General features: G+C 56.8%; 17 protein-coding genes, 2 tRNA genes and 2 pseudogenes. 7 read left to right on the top strand and 14 right to left on the bottom strand.

Translation table 11 applies throughout. The features are described 5' to 3' along the window. Window positions 1-43 precede the first annotated feature (43 nt). The 5 genes and pseudogenes from tilS to CVT63_02010 form a co-directional block, all read right to left on the bottom strand. Window positions 44-1,501 (bottom strand): tRNA lysidine(34) synthetase TilS, encoded by a 1,458-nt coding sequence (tilS, locus tag CVT63_02030; protein ID PKQ28585.1) that lies wholly within the window; start codon window positions 1,499-1,501, stop codon window positions 44-46. A 1,091-nt stretch (window positions 1,502-2,592) separates the two neighbouring features. After that, window positions 2,593-2,730: pseudogene (locus CVT63_02025) on the bottom strand (hypothetical protein). Window positions 2,731-2,897: 167 nt separating this feature from the next. Next, complete coding sequence (locus CVT63_02020; protein ID PKQ28584.1) at window positions 2,898-3,611, bottom strand: hypothetical protein; 714 nt, start codon at window positions 3,609-3,611, stop codon at window positions 2,898-2,900. A 29-nt stretch (window positions 3,612-3,640) separates the two neighbouring features. Then, complete coding sequence (locus CVT63_02015; GenBank protein ID PKQ28583.1) at window positions 3,641-4,978, bottom strand: hypothetical protein; 1,338 nt, start codon at window positions 4,976-4,978, stop codon at window positions 3,641-3,643. 133 nt (window positions 4,979-5,111) lie between these two features. Further along, window positions 5,112-5,639: a hypothetical protein gene (locus CVT63_02010; GenBank protein ID PKQ28582.1), complete on the bottom strand. Its 528-nt coding sequence runs from the start codon at window positions 5,637-5,639 to the stop codon at window positions 5,112-5,114. Window positions 5,640-5,800: 161 nt separating this feature from the next. Between CVT63_02010 and CVT63_02005 the strand changes: the two genes are divergently transcribed. Continuing rightward, a tRNA-Lys gene (locus CVT63_02005) sits at window positions 5,801-5,876 on the top strand. Between the two features lie 87 nt (window positions 5,877-5,963). Here the strand turns inward: CVT63_02005 and CVT63_02000 are convergent. The 7 genes from CVT63_02000 to CVT63_01970 form a co-directional block, all read right to left on the bottom strand. Beyond that, window positions 5,964-6,209 carry a hypothetical protein gene (locus CVT63_02000; protein PKQ28581.1) on the bottom strand — a complete coding sequence of 82 codons (246 nt, stop codon included), beginning with the start codon at window positions 6,207-6,209 and terminating at the stop codon, window positions 5,964-5,966. 503 nt (window positions 6,210-6,712) lie between these two features. Beyond that, window positions 6,713-8,338, bottom strand: a complete 1,626-nt coding sequence (locus CVT63_01995) for a hypothetical protein (GenBank protein ID PKQ28580.1) — start codon at window positions 8,336-8,338, stop codon at window positions 6,713-6,715. Between the two features lie 65 nt (window positions 8,339-8,403). Then, entirely contained in the window at window positions 8,404-9,843 is a 1,440-nt protein-coding gene (locus CVT63_01990) for a hypothetical protein (GenBank protein ID PKQ28579.1), read from the bottom strand. Then, a complete protein-coding gene (locus CVT63_01985) occupies window positions 9,840-11,117 on the bottom strand; it encodes a cell cycle protein (GenBank protein PKQ28578.1) in 1,278 nt (425 codons plus the stop codon). Before CVT63_01985 ends, CVT63_01990 begins: the two co-directional genes overlap by 4 nt. A gap of 27 nt (window positions 11,118-11,144) precedes the next feature. Continuing rightward, entirely contained in the window at window positions 11,145-12,371 is a 1,227-nt protein-coding gene (locus CVT63_01980) for a hypothetical protein (protein ID PKQ28577.1), read from the bottom strand. Between the two features lie 119 nt (window positions 12,372-12,490). Next, window positions 12,491-12,934, bottom strand: a complete 444-nt coding sequence (locus tag CVT63_01975; protein PKQ28576.1) for an FHA domain-containing protein — start codon at window positions 12,932-12,934, stop codon at window positions 12,491-12,493. Then, on the bottom strand, window positions 12,931-13,659 hold the full coding sequence (locus CVT63_01970; GenBank protein ID PKQ28575.1) for a hypothetical protein: 729 nt from the start codon (window positions 13,657-13,659) through the stop codon (window positions 12,931-12,933). Before CVT63_01970 ends, CVT63_01975 begins: the two co-directional genes overlap by 4 nt. A gap of 157 nt (window positions 13,660-13,816) precedes the next feature. On the opposite strand from CVT63_01970, the gene CVT63_01965 reads away from it, so the two are divergent. From CVT63_01965 to CVT63_01955, 3 genes are all read left to right on the top strand, one after another. Next, the gene (locus CVT63_01965; GenBank protein ID PKQ28574.1) at window positions 13,817-15,916 is read left to right on the top strand and encodes a hypothetical protein; all 2,100 of its coding nucleotides are present in this window, start codon (window positions 13,817-13,819) and stop codon (window positions 15,914-15,916) included. A gap of 61 nt (window positions 15,917-15,977) precedes the next feature. Further along, window positions 15,978-17,579: a murein biosynthesis integral membrane protein MurJ gene (gene mviN / locus CVT63_01960; GenBank protein PKQ28573.1), complete on the top strand. Its 1,602-nt coding sequence runs from the start codon at window positions 15,978-15,980 to the stop codon at window positions 17,577-17,579. A 35-nt stretch (window positions 17,580-17,614) separates the two neighbouring features. Beyond that, window positions 17,615-18,046 (top strand): hypothetical protein, encoded by a 432-nt coding sequence (locus CVT63_01955; GenBank protein PKQ28572.1) that lies wholly within the window; start codon window positions 17,615-17,617, stop codon window positions 18,044-18,046. 14 nt (window positions 18,047-18,060) lie between these two features. Here the strand turns inward: CVT63_01955 and CVT63_01950 are convergent, their stop codons facing one another. After that, on the bottom strand, window positions 18,061-18,336 hold the full coding sequence (locus CVT63_01950) for a hypothetical protein (GenBank protein PKQ28571.1): 276 nt from the start codon (window positions 18,334-18,336) through the stop codon (window positions 18,061-18,063). Window positions 18,337-18,444: 108 nt separating this feature from the next. Further along, window positions 18,445-19,245: a hypothetical protein gene (locus CVT63_01945; GenBank protein ID PKQ28570.1), complete on the bottom strand. Its 801-nt coding sequence runs from the start codon at window positions 19,243-19,245 to the stop codon at window positions 18,445-18,447. A gap of 22 nt (window positions 19,246-19,267) precedes the next feature. On the opposite strand from CVT63_01945, the gene CVT63_01940 reads away from it, so the two are divergent. The 3 genes and pseudogenes from CVT63_01940 to CVT63_01930 all read left to right on the top strand — a co-directional run bounded on the left by CVT63_01940 (window position 19,268) and on the right by CVT63_01930 (window position 20,782). Further along, complete coding sequence (locus tag CVT63_01940; GenBank protein PKQ28569.1) at window positions 19,268-20,419, top strand: hypothetical protein; 1,152 nt, start codon at window positions 19,268-19,270, stop codon at window positions 20,417-20,419. Window positions 20,420-20,430: 11 nt separating this feature from the next. Beyond that, window positions 20,431-20,508: transfer RNA gene (locus CVT63_01935), tRNA-Pro, on the top strand. A gap of 177 nt (window positions 20,509-20,685) precedes the next feature. After that, window positions 20,686-20,782 (top strand): annotated as a pseudogene (locus CVT63_01930) (endonuclease).

The following is a 20,782-nucleotide window of genomic DNA, read 5'->3' as shown; positions in this document are numbered from 1 at the left end:
TCTATCTCGAATCCAGCCACCACGCATTCTCCCCTCCCGCATCCTACCTTATTTTATCTGAAACAGCTTCGTCGCACAGGCGCAACATTATCGCGCGCCTGTCCGTCGATCGGAGCTTGTAGCGATCATCCAGCCGCAGCCCCGCGACCCAGACGACGCGGCCCTCATCCAGCACAATCGGTACTGTGAGCCTTTCTCGCCTCGGCACCTTGGCATCTATGAAAAAGTTCTTCAGTTTTTTCTCATGCGGGAAGCCCAGCGGTTGAAAACGATCCCCCGGTCGTGGAGTTCTAACCTCGAGCAGGCGCTCGAGGTCGCCGCGAACAAACTCTACTGAGAGATCGTCGCTGAACGTCACTTCGTCCGTGGATACACAGGTCGCTTCGATGACAGGCCCATGAGGAAGCCTCACGACGCCTGGTATGGCGAGGCTCGCGGGAGGCATTCTCTCTCGCTCGGGCGCCTTGCGCCGGATGATGATTTCGTCGTATTCGCGCTGCGCGACCAATCCTAGCGGCAGGTCGATCGCGGATCCGCTCTTCCCCAAAACTACCTTATCGATGATATCCGCCACGTGTTGCCAGGCAAGCATCGGCGCGCCAGGCGCCAGGCGCGCCCAGGATTCCCTTATCACCCCGCGCTGGAGCGACAGCGCCATGGACATGAACCTTTCCCTGTCGATACGAACCTGCGCTTTGCCAGAGATAGCGGCCTGGTCAAAGGCATCGCGCGCCAGACAGGTGAAAAACTCACGATCCTCCGAGAGCGACTCCACCTCCCTGAGAATCACATCTTTCACCGCGTCGCCAAATTCCGACACCAGACATGGAAGAAGCTTGAGCCTGATCCTGTTACGCAGGTAGGCGGGCGTCAGATTGCTCCGATCCAAACGCGAGTCGGCGCCCCTGACGTTGAGATACTCCTCGATCTCGCGGCGCCAAACCTCGATCAATGGCCTGACGATGACGCCCGAGACCGCGTTGATCGAGGCAAGCCCGGTAAGCCCCGCTCCCTGCACAACGCGCATCAGGAATGTCTCCACCTGGTCGTCGGCGGTGTGGCCAACGGCCACCCGATCCGCGCCCCACTCCGCCGCGAAATCGAGAAGGCGCTCAGACCTCACGGCTCGCGCGGCGTCTTGAGGCGAACGACGATTGCCTTCCATCTCTTTACGCACATCCACGGCGACGACGCGCGATTCCAGGCCGAGTTTTTCCGCGAGTTCTTTCACAAAGGCAGCGTCCGAGCGCGACTCCTCGCCCCTCAGCATGTGATCGATGTGAAAGACGGCAAGCGTGAGGTTCATTCCGGGGGCTATCTCGCTCAGGAAAAGCAGGAGAGCTACGGAATCCGGGCCGCCGGACACGCTCACCACGACACGCTCTCCACCCGACAACATCCCGTGCCGCCTGATGGATGAGATCGCCTTGCCCGGCAGACCGTCCGGCTCGCCAGTGGATTTCGTCATTACAGTGCCACGTCCCATAAAAAGTTTCGACAACGCATAATCATATCAGGTGGAATCAGGTGAACTTGAGACAAACGGCAATCAACCGCAGTTCTTCACTTATTGTCGATGACCTTTACCGTGTCAGTCCCGGAAAACTCGGTGCCATCATAAAGCCGCCCGGTGATTGTCGCTGTCACGTTATTGCCGACCGTGAGCTCTGTCAAATCCTGCCTGTCGAAGGTGAACATGAACTTCCCACCCCCGGCTTCCTTGACCTCTATCGCGGTAGCCCCACCAATCTTGACGCAAGGCAGGTCGATGTCGGCGATGCTGTATCCCTCGGGCAGGTAGAAAGTGACTGTAAATGTTCCCTGGCTCTCGAGGTTTATCGCTATGGGCGTGAACTTCGTTTCAAGCAACTCGAACGGAGGCCCTGGCGGCGGCGGGATTACTGGATCATCGGCGGGAGGATCCGCGGGCGGGTCTGCCGGCGGAATTCCTGGATCATCAGCGGGAGAATCCGCGGGTGGCGGGTCGGCCACCGGGTCGGGGGCGCTCGCCAGCTCATCACCGAACGACTCACCGGGGGTCCCTGTTCCGTCCTTCCACTCGAAAGTGCCTCCCGCGATCGTAACGCCGAGGTTCAAAGTGTAGAAGTGCGCCAGGCCCACGCGCTCGTACGTCACCAGAGTGAGGTACCGGGCGTCGTTGTTCTCCTGCCACCCGCCGTCCTTCCAATACTTGTTGTCCACTACCCCGATCTTTCGATTGAGGATGTTCCAGTTCCGCGCGATGTCGGCGCCGCTCTCCAGCAACTTGCCGGCCTTCCAGACGCCAACTAGCCGGAACCCATAGGCCTCGGCCTGGCAATATGGGCCGATTTCCGCGCTGGCTATAGGATCCGATTCCCCGCCAACGTTGAGATCCACCCAGGTGATCTTCTGCTCACACACGCTCATGTAACGCGCGTCGACCGGCACCCAACCATCCACGGCGCACTCCTCGAGTTCCTCGGGTGGGTCGTAGTCCCTGTACGCATCGTGGCCCTGAGTTGCGAGGTCACTGTACCAGACACTCTCAACAACCTTGCCGGCCGTCGCCAGGTTGCTTATCGCGACGACATGATCCGCCTTTTTTCCGCCCCCGAGCAGAACCGGCACCGCTATCGCGACCAGTACTGCAAGAATCACGATCACTATGGCAAGTTCCGCGAGGGTAAAGCCATGTTCGCCCTCTTCTGCTTTGCGCCTGGTTCTCTGATACCACGCTCTCCCGTCCATCGCACTGCCCTTTCCAACTTACTTCTCCTTTACATCATTTCGGCAGTTCGTTCTCGGGCGATTATCAACAATAGTATTGATTTTGTGATCACCCATTTGGTGGATTAATGGGTCAGTTGCAGACAAAACGCAACACGGGGGTCAGGCCCCCGTGTTGCGTTTTCAGGCTAGCGTTGCTCTGTTTCTTCCTCGAGCGCGAGATCGAGCGTCTTGTCGATAATGGAATCGATCACGCACTCCTTCTGCGTGACGATCTCCTCGAGCGCAGGCACCACCCACGGATCAAATTGAACTCCCGCGTAGCCAACGATCTCTTCGAGCGCCTCGTCAGGTGTGCATCCGGAACGGAATGGCCTATCGGAAGTCATAGACACAAAAGCATCGGCGACTATCAATACCCTGGCGAGCAGCGGAATCGCGACACCTGAGAGGCCATCGGGATAACCCCAGCCGTTGTGCCATTCGTGGTGATGTTTTACCACGTGGATCACAGGATCTGGGAAGCCAATCTCCTCGAGTTTCCTCGCGCCAATCACCGGGTGACGCTCTACCGCGCACCTGATATCGGCGTTCTGCATATAATCAATGCTTGAGTCGACACAACTGGCGATGAGAGCGTGAATAGACTCATCGATCATCCCGATATCCATGAGGTAGGCGGAAATCCGCAGTTGTTCAAGCGCGTCGCGTCCGAAGCCGAGTTCCTCGCCGATCGCGGAAGCCTCGAATGAGACACGTTCCCAGTGTCCTTTCTGGTAAGGGTATAACGCTTCGAGGCGTCTTTGAACCGCGCCCATCACAATAGTGTCGTTGCGCGCATGTTCGTGAATTCCAGATACAATGAAAGTTGTTTCCGCGTTTTCTTGCAAGTCACCGACCATGCATCCAGCTCCTCACCATCTACAATCATTCAATCTGCAAAACTACTTTGTGTCAGAGCCAGCGTCAAGCTGGGCACAAGAAGCGCCACTCCCACAATAAGCATAACGACCAGTATCTGCGGAAGTGTACGGTGGAAAAGAAATATTCCGACAACTTCCATGACCGCGCCGGACGCGTATATGGCAAGGAAAGATTTGTGATTCAGCGCGAGGTGATAAAAAGCAAGCAGCTTCACAATGGCGAAAACGGCCATCACGAGACCAAACAGCGCGATAAAGTTAATGCCGCCGGCGCACTTGATCGTGTTGATGAAGTTGCCGTGCTTTCCCGCGAAGAACCGCGCCGTAAAACCCGGAAAGACGGCGTAGAAGATCACAACCGCTCCGACCAGCAGGCCCGCGACGGCAAGGCTCAAACCCAGGACTCGCTTCGTCGAAGCGCCTTTCGCATGGAGATGACTCACCCTTGGAAACATAACGAGCGATACGCCTTCAGGAAAGAACAAAACCGCTTTGCCGGCCAGCGCGGCATACGAGTAGTGATCCGCCTGAACCGCTCCCTTCATAGCTCTCACCAGCACGACATCGATCTGGGTTATGAAAATAACCAGAAACACCGCGGTGGCGACAGGCGCGAGCGCTTTGAGCGCGGTGGCCGGATGAAACTCCGGGTCGGGCTCTACCGGCCCGCGAAACATGTCGCGATAAAAGTAGATGATGACGCACGCGACCACGATCCCCGCCGGTGTCGCGGCGCCCAACGCCCCGTAAACGCCCATTCCAAGCGCTACCAGCGTCACCCCGATGACGATCCGCAGCGCCGCGGTCGATATGGCCGCGCCACCCAGCGCTCCGAACCGTTGCTCGCCCTGGAGAAGCCCGCTGGGGAGGGTCAGGTAAATTGTGATAACCACAGATGTCCCGAGAAGGATAACGAACAGAGGCGAGCTTAGTTTCAGAGCATGCGCGAGCGGCCACGCTGCCGCGAAACTCAAGATCATCACAACGACGCCGGCAAGAAGCAGCCCCCGGGAGAAGCGGCGCAACAGCAGCCGGATCTTGTTTTTCTCGCCCGTCACCTCGAACTCGACGACGTACCTGGTGATGACCATCTGAACCGATAGCGCCCCCATGGAAACGATGAGAAAGATAGAGTTCAGCGAGTTGAACGAGGAGAACGCGCCGGTGGCGCCCAGCATGCGCGTCATGATAATGCTGAACATGTAGTTGAGCACGCTCGCGACCGTGACGGCTGCCATCATCAATCCGAAAGCCCCCACGAGGCTCTCGCGCAGAACCGCGATACGCTCTTTGACGTCACCCGCTCCACGAGCAACTTTGCTCCGCGCGCCGCTTTCTGTTTGCACCGGTTCTCCTTCTTCGCCCTGACTGACACTCATAATATCATGAACCTGATCAAGCAAAGAACGAGTTGCGACAGATGAAAACTGAAGTATTTCGCGCTACGCTATTGCCGTGAACCAGTTGTGGGGCGGGGCGCTAACGCCTCAAAGAAGAGTTCGCGAATTCGAGAAACGCTTTCTCTATCGCGACACTCATGCTCCGATCTGCATCCGCATCTTTCTCCGCCCGCCCGCCTGTCGCCGTCAACTGGAAAATGCCGCGAGTCGCAACGGGCTTCCCCGCCTCGAAGTAGCAACTCACATGTCCCGTAGCGGGAAGGCGCCTGCCGTCCTTTGAGAGGAATTCGCACTCCACTTTCTGGATGCGCGCTCCGGACATCAGGCTCTGAAAGACCGCCTTGCAGTGGTCATGACAATCCGGGTGGAGGACGTCCAGAAAGGTCAGGCCCTTTGCCTCGTCAGGCCGATAACCCAGTGTCGCGCACCATTTGTGGTTTATGTAGAAAAAACGCCCTTCCGGCGTGACGCTCTGAATCAGGTTGGGCGAGTTATCAAGGAGATCCCAGGAATCGGTCGGCTCATCGAATATCTCTTCGACGCGCCTGTGTTCCTTGCGTTCCTTTCGCGCGCTCTTATTATGTCCCTTCTTGTGCAACATGCTCATCCTGATTGCCCTCCTGGACCTCGAGAAACTGTTTGTTACCGCTGGTGTCAATGTGTCAATATTGTCACAATTTTATCACAATTGGAAATTTTTCAGCGCGGACATCGGGTCACGATTGTTGATGCGCTCCGACAAAAGTAGAATAGAATGAAGTAATTTGTGGGCCAGTAGCTCAGTTGGTAGAGCACCGGACTTTTAATCCGGGTGTCGCAGGTTCGAGACCTGCCTGGCCTACCACTCCAAATCAGATTCCACTTCTTCCATACAGTGGATCGAACCTGCGACCTCATGAGGCGCCGCATCGCGGCGTCCTCGAACACGGGGTCACCGCACGCTTTCAAGCGCGTGGGGCCGAGACCTGCCTGACTCACCATCCGTCTTTTCTCCTTTTACAAGATGTTTCAAAAATACGCCTTTGAAAGTCGGATGCGCGTCCCAACTCAGATTTTTTGCATCTGCCTCTTCCTCAAGATAAACGATTTTCCCTTCGTCAATTTTCTTGACGATTTCGTTCACTGTATCCATACTTTTCACCTCCCAATCGCACTGGATGAATTTATCCCTCCTCATCTCCTGCCATGACTTCAAATCCCTGTGCTGTGCCGGTGGCGGTCGCGTATGTAATCCGCGGAGCCGCGGAGCATTAGAATGGCTTCACCGCCTGAACACTGATGCTCAGTAGCAGTCGGCACAATTTGAGATCCGGGAGATTGACATTCGACATTGACAGTATTTGTCTGTAGAAGGACACTGGTATCGCGACACGCAATAATATAATTCGAAAAAGGAGGTGTCACGTTGAAAAGATACACGATTCCGCGCTGCGCCCACTGTAGCGAGGGCTGCGAACTTCTGTCCCGGGCACGACCGTAAACTACCTGCCGAATAATCAAAGGGCCCGGCGAATTGCGCAACCGGGCTCTTTTTGCCATATGCCGTTCTTAGAGAACATGGCATTCTGTGCCACTTTTTCTGATTGACTAATCTTCCCCCCCCCTCAGCAAAGCGAGGGGTGTTTTCTTCGACCGACGTCCGAGTCCGCGAGCGGAGGGCGAAGAAGACATCCCGAGCCTCTACTTTTTCAGCCAGTCGGACAACGTGACGAGTACCTTCCGGTCAACCACGGGGTGCGACCTGTAAGGGCGCGCTTTTGCCTCATCGACAACCGGCCCGAATGTGTGCCCGAGATTGTCGAACACCTCGAGCTTCTGCTCGCCTCCCTGCCTGGTTTCGAGAGCTTTCATTATCTCTGACGCCTGATCCACGGGGACCACTCTATCCACGGCGCCGTGCATCACCAGAACCGGAACCTTCAACGCGCTCAGGTCGGCGGGCGGATTTGACGCCATCCAGGAGCGCATCCATTCAAGGAAAATCTTGTGACCCGCCACGTCCACGCTCTCTCCTGCCGTGCCATAAACAAGCCCTATCAGCGCTTCAACGCACTGCCGGGCGTGGTAAGTCTCCGGCGCGATCATCTTCCCGTCGATAGTGGCAATCTGAATGCTCGTCAGCGCCATATCAGGGAACATTTTTACCGATGGTGTCGCCATCAGCGCGACGCGCTTCACGTACGGATTGGCCGCGGCGACACTCGCTGAGATCAAACCGCCTTCACCGTAACCGACCAGCGCTATTTTCTCGGGATCCATATCACCGCGGCACACCAGGTAGTCGACCTGCGAGTCGAGATCGGAAAGCAAACTCTTTCTTGTGATTGTCGCGTAGTTACCCGCGCTCTCCGGAACGCCGCGCCGGTCGCAGGTGAGCACCGCGAACCCCTGGCCCGCCAGCGCGTCCGCGACCTGGGACAGGAATCCGCCGCCGGTTCTGTCCTGCGGCCCCGCGTCCCCGGTCAGTATCACCGCCCGGTAAGGCTTCTTTCCCGATGGAGGAAGGTAGAGGTTGCCGGCGAGCTCGAGCCTGTCGCCGTTGTGAAGCCTCTCGGGAGTGTCGACCCGAACTTCACTGACACGTCCGGCTTTCTTCACAGGCTCAAAAGATTTGGATTGCGACGGGGCCGCGCTTCCTTTTTCGATTGTCACGTCGAGCGCGCGGACGCGTGTCACGAAGTTGTTCCTGTCAAATGACACGTCAACATCGTCTAATCCCACTCCCGCCAGATGAATGAGAAACCGGCTCTTCCTATCGACAGTCACCTGGCGCACCACAGGGCCTCGCGACGGTACGACTACAAACGCGCTGGCGCTTTGAACATTGGCGACCAGAAACCTGTCCAGCAACGCCTGCATCAGGCACGCGGAGTCGATCTCTATGGGAATCACGTTTTTCCCATTCGTCATCAGAGGCAAATAATCAAACATCCGCGGGTCGTAGGCAAAAAAAGAAAACCCCTGGTCGGTCGCGGAGATATCGGTTCGGTACACCGCGCCGGGAACACTCTTGCTCGACTTGTAGCCAAGCATGGTCTTGAGGTTCTTCGCAACCGTGAGTTCCCGCGTGAAAGTAGTGTCCAACTCGGCAAAAGGCCGCTTCTCGGTGCAAGAGTACGCAAGCCCTGAACCGGTCTCCTTGATGCGCACCTTCTGCGATCCTATCACCTTGCCCGACTCTTTGACGACATACGTGTTGACATCCTCCTTCCCCCGCGCGAAACAGCCTCCCAGCCCCACGGGGAGCGCGATCGTCAGAACGAGCGCCACTGCGGTCACCCACCTGAACCGTACATGCCACTTCAAAGCATTCTCCCTTCACAAATATGACATTTCACGTCACGCGCTCTTGATTATCTCGAACTCGAACTTCATTGGGTGTTCACTTTCAGCGCCATCTGAAGAACCTTTCTCGCGATTGGCGCGGCGGTCTTGCCGCCCTCGCCGCCGTTCTCTACAATAACAGCCACAGCTACTTTCGGATCCCTGGCCGGAGCGAAGCAAATGAACCAGGCGTGCGGCTTGCCGTTCTCGACCTCCGCAGTGCCGGTCTTGCCGGCGACTTCCACTCCATCTATTCGCGCCGAGGTGCCAGTGCCCTTCTCAACGACATTTACCATGATGTCCGTAAGAGTAATCGCCGTCTGGCTGTCAACAACCTGCCGGATCTGCCCCGGCTCGACCCTGTCGATAATCCTGTTGTTGTAATCTCGTATCTCCTGAACCATGTACGGCCGCATCATTACGCCCTCATTGGCTATTGTCGATGCCACTACCGCCATTTCTACGGGCGTGGCCAGGTCCTGTCCCTGCCCAAAGCTGGCGGAAGCTAAAGCCACCGGATCCATTTCCCCGGCTTCCTGAACCTGGCTCGCCACAGTTGGCAGGTCGAGAGGCATCGGCTTGTTGAACCCGAACATCTCGGCGTACTTCACGAGCGCCGGCGCGCCGAGGTTCATGCCCACCTGCGCGAACGTAATATTGCACGAGAGTATAAGAGCCTGCGCGAAATCCAGGCGCCCGTGCGATTTCTTGTTGAAATCATAGATACTGTAGCCGCTGACGGGAAGCTTCCCGGCGCAGTCAAAGGGCGTATCGGGCGTAACTATCCCCTGATCCAGCGCCGCGGCGGCGGTCACGACCTTAAACGACGAACCCGGCGGGTAGAGGCCGCTCGTGGCCCTGTTGAAGAGCGGGCGGTTGGGGTCGGCGTTGATGGCGTCCCACTGCGCCTGGTTATCCCTGCCGGGCAACGGGATCGCGGCGTTCGGGTCGTACGTCGGGCTCGTAACCATCGCGAGGACAGCCTCTGTCTTCGAATCCATCGCCACTACCGCGCCTTTGCGCCCGTCGAGGGCTTCGGCCGCGCAACGCTGGACACGTGAATCAAGAGTCATCAAGATGGAGTTGCCCTTCTTGCTCGCGCCTAGCAGGCGGTTTGAGAGACTCTGAACGGTCAGCTTGCTACTGCTCCCGAGAAGTTCTTTGTTATACCTGGCCTCCAGCCCGGTCCTCCCGTAGCGCCAGGAGTCGTACCCGATGACGTCCGAGAAAAGCGAACCCATCGGGTACTCGCGCTGGTAACGGTACTCAGCAGAGGTGTCAACGCTTCTGGCCGCGATCTGGTTATCCGCCGAAATGATGTCGCCCCGTAAGATAGCGTATTCCTCTACGATCCTGCGCTTGTTGAAAGCGTTGTTCTCTATCCCGCTCGCGCCAAAGACCTGGAGCCAGGAAAGGTTGACGACAATAGCAAGCAGGATCACAACGAAAACCGTGAACAATGCCTTGATCTGCTTGTTCATCTTCACCGTTTCGTCCCCTCTTTGAGGCTCACCACGTTGGTGGTAGCGCCCCGGTGCGACAGCGCCATGAGCAATCCCAGCACCATGAAGTTCGCGACCAGCGAGCTTCCCCCGTAACTCATGAAAGGCAACGTGATGCCGGTCAGCGGTATGAGCCGCGTAACGCCTCCCATAATGATAAAAGATTGCAACGCGATGATGCTGACGAGCCCGACAGCGAGCAACTTACCGAAGTCGTCGCGGTGCGAGAGCGCGACCTTTATCCCCCGAGCGACCAGAAGTATGTACATCAGCACTACCGACGCGGCGCCCAGAAGCCCCAGTTCCTCCCCTACCGCGCTGAAGATAAAATCCGTGGTCACGGAAGGAATGAAGTTCGGGTGGCCCAGGCCCAGGCCCGTTCCGGAAACTCCACCGGACGAAAGTGCGAAAAGCGATTGGGATATCTGGTAGGATTCATGCTGTATGGTCGCGGCGTTGAAGGGACGCAGCCAGGTAAGCACCCGCACCTGTACGTGGCCAAACCCCAGGTAGCAAAGATAGGCGCCCAAGGCGAAAAGCGCCACCCCCACCAGCACGTACGTCTTTCTGGCCGTCGCCGCATACATCATGCAAGTGAAAATCCCGAAAAAGAGCAGTGACGAGCCCAGATCCTTCTGATAGATCATCATGAGAACGCTTACTCCCCACATGAGCAGCAACGGCACAAAGTATTTGACCTCCGGCAACGGGATCCCGAGCGCCCTGTGGGTCGAGATCGACAGGAGCTCGTGCTTCTCAGCGAAGAACGCCGCAAGAAAGATCACCAGCGCCACCTTCGCGAGCTCCGACGGCTGGAAGTGAAACGAGCCGATCTGAAGCCAGAGGCGGGCGCCATTCACCTCCTTCCCCAACACCATGGTTGACGCGAGAAGCAAAAGAGCGGCGATGCCCCAGGTGTACTTGTACTGAGCCAGATTCTCGTAGTCGCGAAAAAAAAGAATCACGAGCACGAAGCATACGGCCGCCACGATAATCCAGCTCATTTGCTCGAGCGCCAGATCCGGATCAAGCCGGTCGATCATCACGAGCCCCATGAAAGTGAGGCCCGCGGTGATTGGCAGGATCAGGCCGTCGGCGCGCGGCATGAAGATGCGCAAGACGACGTGGAGAACGATAAACACCGCGGCGGCGGCGGCGGCGGGGTACAAGAACGAGGCCGGCGCCAGCTTCTCTTCTCGCGCCAGTTGCACACTGATAAAGCCGACGGACATCATGACCGTCAGGAATATCAAAAGCATCAGTTCCCGGTTTCGCGCTCTCGTGGCCTACACCTCCTCAGCGGGCGAGCCTGCCATTACAACTTTGACTTTGACTGAGGCGCCCTTGCCCACGCGCGTCCCCGGCACAGGATCCTGATCTATCACGATATCCGCGGCTATGCCTGTCCGGCTTACCAGATTCGGCTCGGCGCGCAATCCCACCGACTCGAGCAGGCCTCTTGCCACCTGATACTTCTTCCCCTGAACATCCGGAACGATGCTCGAGTTTTTCTCCACCTCACGCTCGAGGCTTTCGATGGTGTCCAGCGCACTGCTCTTAGACTCGAGCTCCAGCTTGTTCTCCACCCGTCGCATCAGGGCATCCGGCAGGAACCGTGCCTCAATGTCGGTCTGCCGCTCAACGAGGGCGAGATCCCAGAACGGGAAGCCCTTGAAAAGCGTCACCTTGCCGTCTTTGACACCCACCCAGAAACTCCTGTTGTAAGAGTGATAAGCCACACCGAATCCCGCGCCCAGCAGGGCCACGACGACGACGACTGTTATCAACCAGTTGCGCAATCTGCCTCTGCGCGAGCGCGCAGGCGGCGCCCCTTCCGGCTTTCCCCCGGCTCTCCGCCCGGCCGCCGGCGCGCGCACAATCGAAGCTGATTCGAGAATGCGAATCACCACCACTGAGACGTTATCGGCGCCACCCGCGTCAAGAGCAATATCTTTGAGGCGCCTCGACCAGTCAGATGGCTCTCCGCCGGACGCGAGGACTCCGGCAATCTCTTCGTCGCGCGCCATGCCGGTCAGCCCGTCGCTCCCAATGAGAAAAATGTCACCGGGCTCGATTCTGACCGCCGACACGTCGACTTCGACCTGTGGCGCCAGCCCCAGCGCCTTCAGTATGATATTGCGCTGCGGGTGGCACAGCGCCTGCTCCTCGGTAATCTCACCCTTCTCGACGAGGGTCGCGACAAGCGAATGGTCACGCGTGAGACGCCGCAATTTGTTTTCACGAAAGAGATAGGCGCGCGAGTCCCCGACGTGTGCGATATAGATGGTGTCGCCTTCCCGATACATCACGGTGAGCGTGGTACCCATCTGCCGGAACTTTACACGTGACGACGCTTTCGTGTAGATCGCGGCGTTGGCTGCCGCAGTTGCTTTCTCTATGAGCTTTTCGCCCGGCATGAGTCCGATGTTGTCCTCGACGTACTGGCAAACCACGGAAAGCGCGAGAGAGCTCGCTACTTCGCCCGCCTGGTGGCCGCCCATGCCGTCCGCCACAGCAAACAGGTTGCCCGTCTCGAGGATCGCGTCTTCGTTAATCTGTCTAACTTTACCTGTATCAGTTATCGATGACGAGGTAATGCTGTAGATGACGTCCTCCGGTCTGAGTCGGACTCCTACATCCGGAACTCGAACACTGTCTTGCCTATCTTTATCCTGTCGCCGGCCCGTAGCCCGAGCGGGTAGGATATCTTCCTGCCGTTCACGTAAGTGCCATTGGTCGAACCAATATCCTCGACAAAATAAGAACCGTCATTCACAAAGATGCGCGCGTGCTGCTGTGAAGCGTAAGTATCATCAATAATTATGTGGCTGTTCGCGGCCCTTCCAATGCGGACGTCATCGACCAGCATAAAACGCGCGCCAACGTTCCTGTCGGCGGTTATCACCACGAGCTGCGGCTGTTGATCTTTCTTTTTTTCCCTGTGCCGTGAGGGCCGCGCCACCGTTTCGGGCATCCTGATATCCCGGTATATTGCCCGTACCACCAGGATGAGAAAGATATACAGCAAGCCGACAAAGACATATCGCAAAGCGATAAAAACTATGTTGGGAATCAATCGCCCGCTCCTCGAAATATAAGTCGTGTGCTCCCGAGCCGGATTACATCGTTTTCTTGAAGTTTCTTGCCCGAGACGCGCTCTTCGTTCACCCACGTCCCGTTGGTTGACTCGAGGTCGGAGACAAAATAAGCGCCGTCGCGCCACTCGACGCGCGCATGAACTCTGCTGACGTTCGGGTCGGGAAGTACGATGTCGTTATCCGCGATGCGCCCGATTTGCGCCACTTTCCTCCCGAGATCGAACACGGGAGAGACGTCACCTGAGTCGAGCAACTCGAGCACCGCGGGCCTGCCTTCTGATGAGCGCTTGATAATCCCATCGCGGGTCTCCACCTTCTCATGAGCGCGCGGCAGGTCTCCCTCTACTCGCGGCTCTATCCGGAACTCGCCCTCGCGAAGGCGTTCAACCTCAATGAGCTTGATTCTCGGACGGTCAAGAACGGCGTAGCCGCGCTCTTTAACATAAGAGACGAGAAGATTTTCCAGTTCGGTCGCCAGCGTCGCCTGATATGACTCGAAACGCGAATAGTCTTTTTGCGAGAGCCCAACCTCATACCTGTTAGGAACGTAAACACGCGAGACGCCAATGGTCTTGTGGCCTTCGCACTCACGAACCAGTTTTTTTCCCAGCTCGACAGGGTGCACTCCCGACTTGAAAGTGCGCAGGATGATTCCCTCGAAAAGGCCCTCAAGCTTTTTCTCGAAATCCTTAAAAATGTTCATATGTTAATTATAAACGCAACACCAGGGGTCAGGCCCCCCGTGTTGCGTTTTTCATTGGCTTACTTGGATAATGAGATAATAAACATGACACGATGATCAGGTGCCATATTCCCCGGGAAGATTGATAATGTTTTCAGGAAACCAACATTGCGGGAAGTTGTCAGCGGCCCGCTGGGTTGCCGCGCTGACACTGGCGTTGTTGCAGTTGTTGCAACTGTGCCCGACTTTCGCGGCAGGCGCGCCTCCGAGTTTGCCTGACGTTCGTATGGCTTTTTCCAAAAACTCTTACTGGTACGAGCCCGACGGCAAGATACAGACAGTTGTCACGCTGGACAATCGCTCGAGGCAAAGCGTCAAGGGCGTAAGCATCCGCTTCAGGGTTTATACGAAGAATCGTTCGCGCTCCGACCTGGATGATTCCCTCGGAAAAATAGCGAACAAATCCTACAAGCAGACGGAAACCCCATGTAAAAACTTATCGCTCAAACCAGGAAACAACACCTTCAATTTCGAAGTTCAGCTTGCCCGAGGCCGTTACGCCAACGGCATCTACCCGTTCAAACTCGAAGCGCTCAAAGGCAGCGCCGTCCTTTCGCGCGTGGTGAGCGAGATCATCGTCTTTTCATCTAAAGACCTCTCAAACCTCAAGCCTCTGCGCGTATCACTCGTGTTTGACACGCTTTCACCGCCGCACCGGGGGCCGGACGATGTGTTCAAGAGCGATGAACTCGCCGCGGAGTGCGACTCTACCGGCAAGCAACCCGGCTGGTACTCGACCCTACTGTGGGCTGTGAACAAATGGCCGGAGTTGAACCTCTCGTTCTCCATGTCACCCATGCTCCTCGAGGAGATCAGCGACATGTCGAAAGGCTATGTTGTGAAACGCGGAGACAAAGAGTTTCGTGTAAGTCCGGACTCGCGGCAGGCGAAGAGCGCATCCAGTGTGCTGGGTGATTTCAGAATACTCGCGCAATCGCCGCGTTGTCAGATGCTACCCGCGCCATACGCTTCGCCAAATCTGGAGAACCTCATTTCCCTGCGCTGGACAACGGACGCCAGACAACAGCTCACATCAGGACACAAAGCCCTGGAAAAGGATCTCGATACGACAGTGAGTCGCGAGTTCTTCTATCCTCCCGGACTGGCGGCAAACACGCGGGTCCTGCGTGACCTCGACCGTGACGCCGGCAAGTTCCTACTGCTCTCCCCCGAACTGCTCCAGCGCAGCAAGGCGGGCATGAGGCTGGCACGTGGGTACACTCTTGCTCAGCCCGTCAACATCATGGGCGCGAAGAAAGGCGGCGAGACCACGGCCGTCTTTGCGGACGCCCGCATGCAAAGCCTGCTGGCGCGTCTGAGCAAGAGCGCGGATCCGCACGGGATAACACAGTGCATCCTCTCTGAACTCACCAGCCTGTACCTCGAGCAGCCCGACAAATTGCGCTCGTGCGCCGTAGTATGGCCCGCGCGGTGGCGCCCTTCCAGGGAAATCGTGAGCGAAATATTCGCCGCCGTCGCTGGCTCGCCATGGCTCAAGACAAATACACTGGCGGAAAGCATGATGACCGTGCCGATTCTCGAGAATGACCCACTCGAGATACCCGAACCATCAACGAGCGCCGACGAATACTTCACCAGTGTGACGACGGCCCGCGGGCGCTGCAAGGATTTCTCTACGATGGTCACGCGCGACAACCCTTTGCTCCTCACCTTGCGGAACAATGTCTCGGTAAGCGAGAGCGACGTATGGAGACAGTGGGATCGCAAGGTCGAGGGTCTCTCGTGGGCCACCTCAGTGATCAACACAATTGACGGCGAGATCAAGAAAATCAACATGCCTTCCACGGGCTCGATCAACCTGACGTCGGCAAGCGCTAAGATCCCTTTGTCCGTTATCAACGGCGCCTCGTACCCAATCACCGCGACCCTGACGCTGTCGAGCAATGGATTGGAGTTCCCCGAGGGGTCGCGACGGAAGATCAAACTGGAACCGAAGGAAAACCTCCTTGAGATCCCGGTTGCGGTAAAAAAGAAGGGCCGGATCCGTTTCCAGGCAAGACTTCAGGCCCGGAACCTCATTATTGGAGAAGTAGACACCACCGTACTTACAAGCAGGTTGAACACCTTCGCTTTTTTCGTGGTTATCGGTCTGCTCGTCCTTATCGGGGGCGCGTGGGTCGCAAAGACATTCTTACGGCGAAAGGCAGGCAAGCATAAGCGAAGAAACATCGAGCAGACAAACAAAAAAAGCGCTTGAGGAGCCGGGGGTCGCCAGGCCGGGGTTAAAGCGGGCGTCATTTACACGCGGCGCCTCCGTCATGACTATGGGCACTGGAATCAGCAGGGTGACCGGCTTTGTCCGAACAGCTGCGCTTGCCTCCGTGCTCGGGCTGACAGCCAGGGAGATGGCGGACTCCTTCAATCTCGCGAACATCACTCCCAATATCATCTACGATCTTGTCCTCGGCGGTGTGCTTGCTTCGCTGTTCATCCCGGTTTTCGTGGAGTACCTGCACACGAAAGACGAGGAAGAGGCATGGCACGTCGCAAACTCCATCTTCAACATCACTCTGTTTGTCCTTGTGGGAGTGAGCATCGTCCTGTGCGTCGCGGCGCCGTATGTCATCAGAGCGCAAACCTTCCTCGCGCACGGGCGCGGGCAGATGGAGGCCGACGCCATTTTTCTCTTGAGATTCTTTATCTTCGAGGTCGTCTTCTACGGGTTCTGCGCTATATACACGGGTATCCTGAACTCATACAAGCACTTCACTATCCCGGCTTTCGCGCCTATCGCGAACAACGTCGTGGTTATTGCCACCGTTGCCATCTACAACTTCTACCCGAACAAGTACTTGCTGGCCGCGGGGGCGACGGCGGGTGTCGTCACGATGGCGATGATACAGCTCCCGTGGGTTCGCAAGACGGGTTTCCGGTACAGGTTCCTGATTGATCTCAAGCACCCGGCGGTCAGAAAAATTGGCCGCCTCGCCGTGCCGGTAGTCGCCTACGTGCTAATAAATCAGGTGGGTCTGTTAGTAGTGAACATACTCGCGGCGTCGGTGACAGGTGGAATATCGGCGTTCCAGTACGCATACATCTTCTTTCAGTTGCCTTACGGGATTGTCGCGGTGTCCATCATCACGGCGCTCTTCCCGAGTCTTTCTGAACAATCAATACGCGACGACACCTCTCGGATCATTGACTCGACATCTCTGGGAATAAGAACAACCGCGTTCGTCGTGATCCCGGCATCAGTCGGCTACGCGATCCTGAGCGTCCCTATTGTCCGACTGCTCCTTGAGCGCCTCAACTTCGCCGGGCGCGACACGGCCATGCTCGCGAGCGTGTTGTTTTACTTCGTGCTTGGCCTGTCATTTTTCTCTTTTTTCATGCTGGCGCTCAAAGTCTTCTACTCGATGCAGGACACCAAAACGCCGCTGATAATAGCGGGAATAATCATCGGGCTCAACATCGCGGTCGATTTCATATATTTCTACTCGTTTTCAAGCGATGTGATGAAGATATCCGGATTGGCACTGGGCAACACGACGGCATACGTCGTCGGCGCCGTTCTTGTGTGGATCATGCTCAGTCGGCGCCTGGGAGGGCTGGATGGCAAGCGAGTCGCCACCTTTCTGGCCAGGATAGCGGTTGCGTCGCTGGCGATGGGGATCGCCTGCTGGACGGTGGCGTGGTTGTGCCAGAAGTTTGTGGGAGTCGCTACGTTTCCGGAACAACTCTTGCAGGTCGCGGCGGCGGTCATCGTTTCGGCGATTGTCTATCTCGGCGCATCAGCGCTTTTTAAGTCAGAGGAGATGCGCGCTTTGAGAAGGCTCATCGCGAAATTCTTCAGACGAAATCACGGTGATATTGAACCACCGGTAAAGGAAACGGCTGAAGAAAGTCGTATTATTAAATGAGTGTAAGAAGCGGTGTGGCGCAACGGAGTTATGCTTTGCGAATCGGAAAGCTTCTGGCGAGCGAAAAAGGGCAAATCCTTCGGCATGTTATCGTCGTGGGGATCGTAATAGCGATTGTCATCTTTGCCATGACGCAGATCGGCCCGCCAATCTTTGAGCGGTTCTCTGTCGCGCAGACGGCGGAAGACATTGCGGACGCGGCTGCTAACCAATACAGAGCCTATCACGATGAGTTCCAGGTTGTTCAGGAGTGTACGGACAAGCTCCGCCTGGCCGCTTACACGGACGAGGAGATCAGCCAGTGTGAAATCCTGTTTCTTCCGGCCGGAGCTCAGAGTAAAACCAGCGTGCGCGTGACAGTCATCAAGTTCGTGGACACTATGCTCACCAGGAACGTCAAAGCGTTCAAAAAATTCTCCAGGATCACATGCTCCAATGAAGCCCCGATCGTGGAGAGCAACCGGTAAGGCGAGGGCAAAACCTACCGCGTTTCTGTCTCTTGTTCTTGTTGCACGTATTCCTCACTGGGGTAAAAGAACATGATCGCCGTACGGTTGACCCCGACAAAAGACGCGGTGTGAACAAGCTTGCCGTCGGCGAGGCTGAATATCTGGGCGTCTGTCACGGGCATGAACGCGTTGTCTTTGACGTTAACCAGATCCAGGAGCCTGGCGCCGGGATAACGGAATATGTCTCCCACGATGCGAAATCGCTCAACCAGTATCGTGACCTTGATTTTTTCCTTTGGAACATGCATTTGCGAGACCCTCCCGTTCTTCCCGTAACCAACCCTCTGCGCCTATCATACGTTAGGGGTCAGGCACCGTCTACCTTTCCGTCTACCCCGACTAAATCTATGTTGACATCAGTGGCGCGTCATCAGCCAGTGTAATCGATTCGAGGCTGCCAGCTCAGTGAGTGCGCCTGCGACAGCCAGCGCCAGAACCAAACCCGTCTGCGTGACAACTTCCGGATCACGCGCCCCCACGCGCGCTAACGCAACCAGTGTGAAATTCAACACGAAAAAGGTGAAAAGGATGCAGATTGTGACAAACAAGGACCACAGCCAGTATGCGCCGGGAAACGAAGGCCGCATGGCAAGCGGTATGACGACCGGCACGAACAGTAGTGATGGCAGCGACCACCAGCGCTCGAACATGCGGGATGGCGGTTTTGCCGGCGCCCTGTCATGCCGGCAGGCGAGCGCCTCTGACCTTAAGTCCTCCATTCCATAAATACGCTTGCATTCGAACACTGTATTTATGGAAAGGAGCACTAAGGGCAGAAAAAGAGCGGAGATTCCGGCGCCGGCACAAGCGCCGGTCACCAACCTCAATGCGTTGCTCGATTCGCGCGCTCCAGCATAGGACGTCACAGCATCGACAAACGTTGGAATGATAAAAACCACCAGGCAGAGCAACTTGCGCCAGGATGGGTAGCGCGCGCCGGATCGCCTGTAGACGAGCAACAACACGATCGAGCACACCGCAAAGCCCATGAACAACCCGGTGTCCCGGGCGCACACGGGCATCGCCCTGCCACCGTAATGAAGAGTGCGGTCAGGCATCTGGTGACAGATCGCGTAACCGATCTCTCTCATCACCGTTATGAGAAAATCGCCGAACGGTCTCATTCCTTTACTATATAGAAAGCATGCGATCAACATGATGAAATAAAGGCAGGCAAAGTTGCGGGACGCGCCGCTGGTATTTGAAAAGTTCGCGGGTATGGCAGGACGGGTTGAATGGCTTGCTCTGGGTAACTACCCAACGCCTGTCGAAAAACTTACCGGCATATGCTCAGCCGAGAAGCTGGACGCCTTTTATATCAAGCGCGACGATCTGAGCTCCTCGTATTACGGTGGCAACAAGGTGCGCAAACTCGAGTTCCTGCTCGCGGACGCTCAAGCGCGGGGCCACGGAATCGTGTTGACGTTCGGAGCGGTCGGATCCAACCACGTTCTCGCGACGGCCATACACGCCGAGCGACTGGGAATGCGCGCTATCACCGTTCTTATGCCTCAGCCGAACGCGGCGTACGTGCGCAAGAACCTGCTTTTAGACCTCGCGCACGGCGTCCGATTTCTCCAGGTGGGATCTCCGGCGGGTCTGCCGGCGGGTTTTCTGCGGGGCATGGCTAAGGGGTTCGACCGCGCGTCCGGTAAGCTGCCGTACGTTATCCCTCCCGGGGGATCCAACGCGCGAGGCACACTCGGCTATGTCAATGCCGCGCTCGAACTCAAGAAGCAGGTGGACGAGGGTCTGCTTCCAGCGCCGGAGTTTATCTTTGTTGCCTGCGGGAGCGGCGGCACGGCCGCCGGCCTCATTCTCGGCGCGCGCCTCGCGGGGCTTTTAAGCGAGATCGTTCCCGTGCGTGTCGTAGACAAGATAGCGTGCAACAGGTGGCTGCTTGCCAGACATGTGAACGTGGCAGCCGCGTTTATCAAGCGACACAACCCTCAGATGGCGATCAAGGGCGTTCACCCTCGCGACATTCTTATGATTGACGACTTCTGCGGGCCGACATACGCGCGGTTCACATCTGAGGGCATGGATGCGATCTCGCTCGCGCACGAGCGCGATGGGATCAATCTCGAAGGGACATATACGGGAAAAACTCTCGCCGCGGCGCTGAACTTCCTGCACAAGCACGGGCTCGAGCAACGGAGCGCGCTGTTCTGGAACACGTACAGTTCCGTGGATCTCCACGATGACGTGAAGGACATCGACTACCACTCTCTACCTTCCGGGCTGCATCGATACTTCGAAGAGCCATTTCACCTGCCTGTCCCGTCCTGTCACTACCGTCCTGTTGGACGCGATCCTGTAACACTCCTATAATTACTCCATGTCGGGGTGTAGCGCAGCCAGGTTAGCGCGCAGCGTTCGGGACGCTGAGGTCGCCGGTTCGAATCCGGCCACCCCGACCAATCCAAAAGATCGGAGAAATAAAATCAACGGTTACTATGCCCCGACCGACTGAACAAGAACAACAAGAGACAATCCGCTGTCTGGCGGACAAGCCGCACGTCCAATCCCCCCCCTGATAAGGGGGGCGAGGGGGATTATATTCCCTACAATCAGGCACTCACTAAAAAAGCGCTGAGAATAGAAAAAATCCAACCCAGGCTGAAAACAAGTTATGGTTTGATGTATTGCAAAATAAACAATTTGCCGATTTGAAGTTTACGCGCCAGAAACCAT

The sequence above is a fragment of the Candidatus Anoxymicrobium japonicum genome (assembly GCA_002843005.1).
Lineage (GTDB): Bacteria > Actinomycetota > Geothermincolia > Fen-727 > Anoxymicrobiaceae > Anoxymicrobium > Anoxymicrobium japonicum.
The sequence above is the reverse complement of the archived record's forward strand: the minus strand, read 5'-3'. Positions and strand labels throughout refer to the sequence as shown.

Coding starts and splice junctions, on each gene's coding strand:
- CVT63_02020 (PKQ28584.1), bottom strand. CDS start 3,611: ATGGTCGGTGACTTGCAAGAAAACGCGGAAACAACTTTCATTGTATCT.
- CVT63_02000 (PKQ28581.1), bottom strand. CDS start 6,209: ATGAGGAGGGATAAATTCATCCAGTGCGATTGGGAGGTGAAAAGTATG.
- CVT63_02010 (PKQ28582.1), bottom strand. CDS start 5,639: ATGAGCATGTTGCACAAGAAGGGACATAATAAGAGCGCGCGAAAGGAA.
- mviN (PKQ28573.1), top strand. CDS start 15,978: ATGACTATGGGCACTGGAATCAGCAGGGTGACCGGCTTTGTCCGAACA.
- CVT63_01945 (PKQ28570.1), bottom strand. CDS start 19,245: ATGTTGATCGCATGCTTTCTATATAGTAAAGGAATGAGACCGTTCGGC.
- CVT63_01970 (PKQ28575.1), bottom strand. CDS start 13,659: ATGAACATTTTTAAGGATTTCGAGAAAAAGCTTGAGGGCCTTTTCGAG.
- CVT63_01985 (PKQ28578.1), bottom strand. CDS start 11,117: ATGCTTTTGATATTCCTGACGGTCATGATGTCCGTCGGCTTTATCAGT.
- CVT63_01950 (PKQ28571.1), bottom strand. CDS start 18,336: ATGCATGTTCCAAAGGAAAAAATCAAGGTCACGATACTGGTTGAGCGA.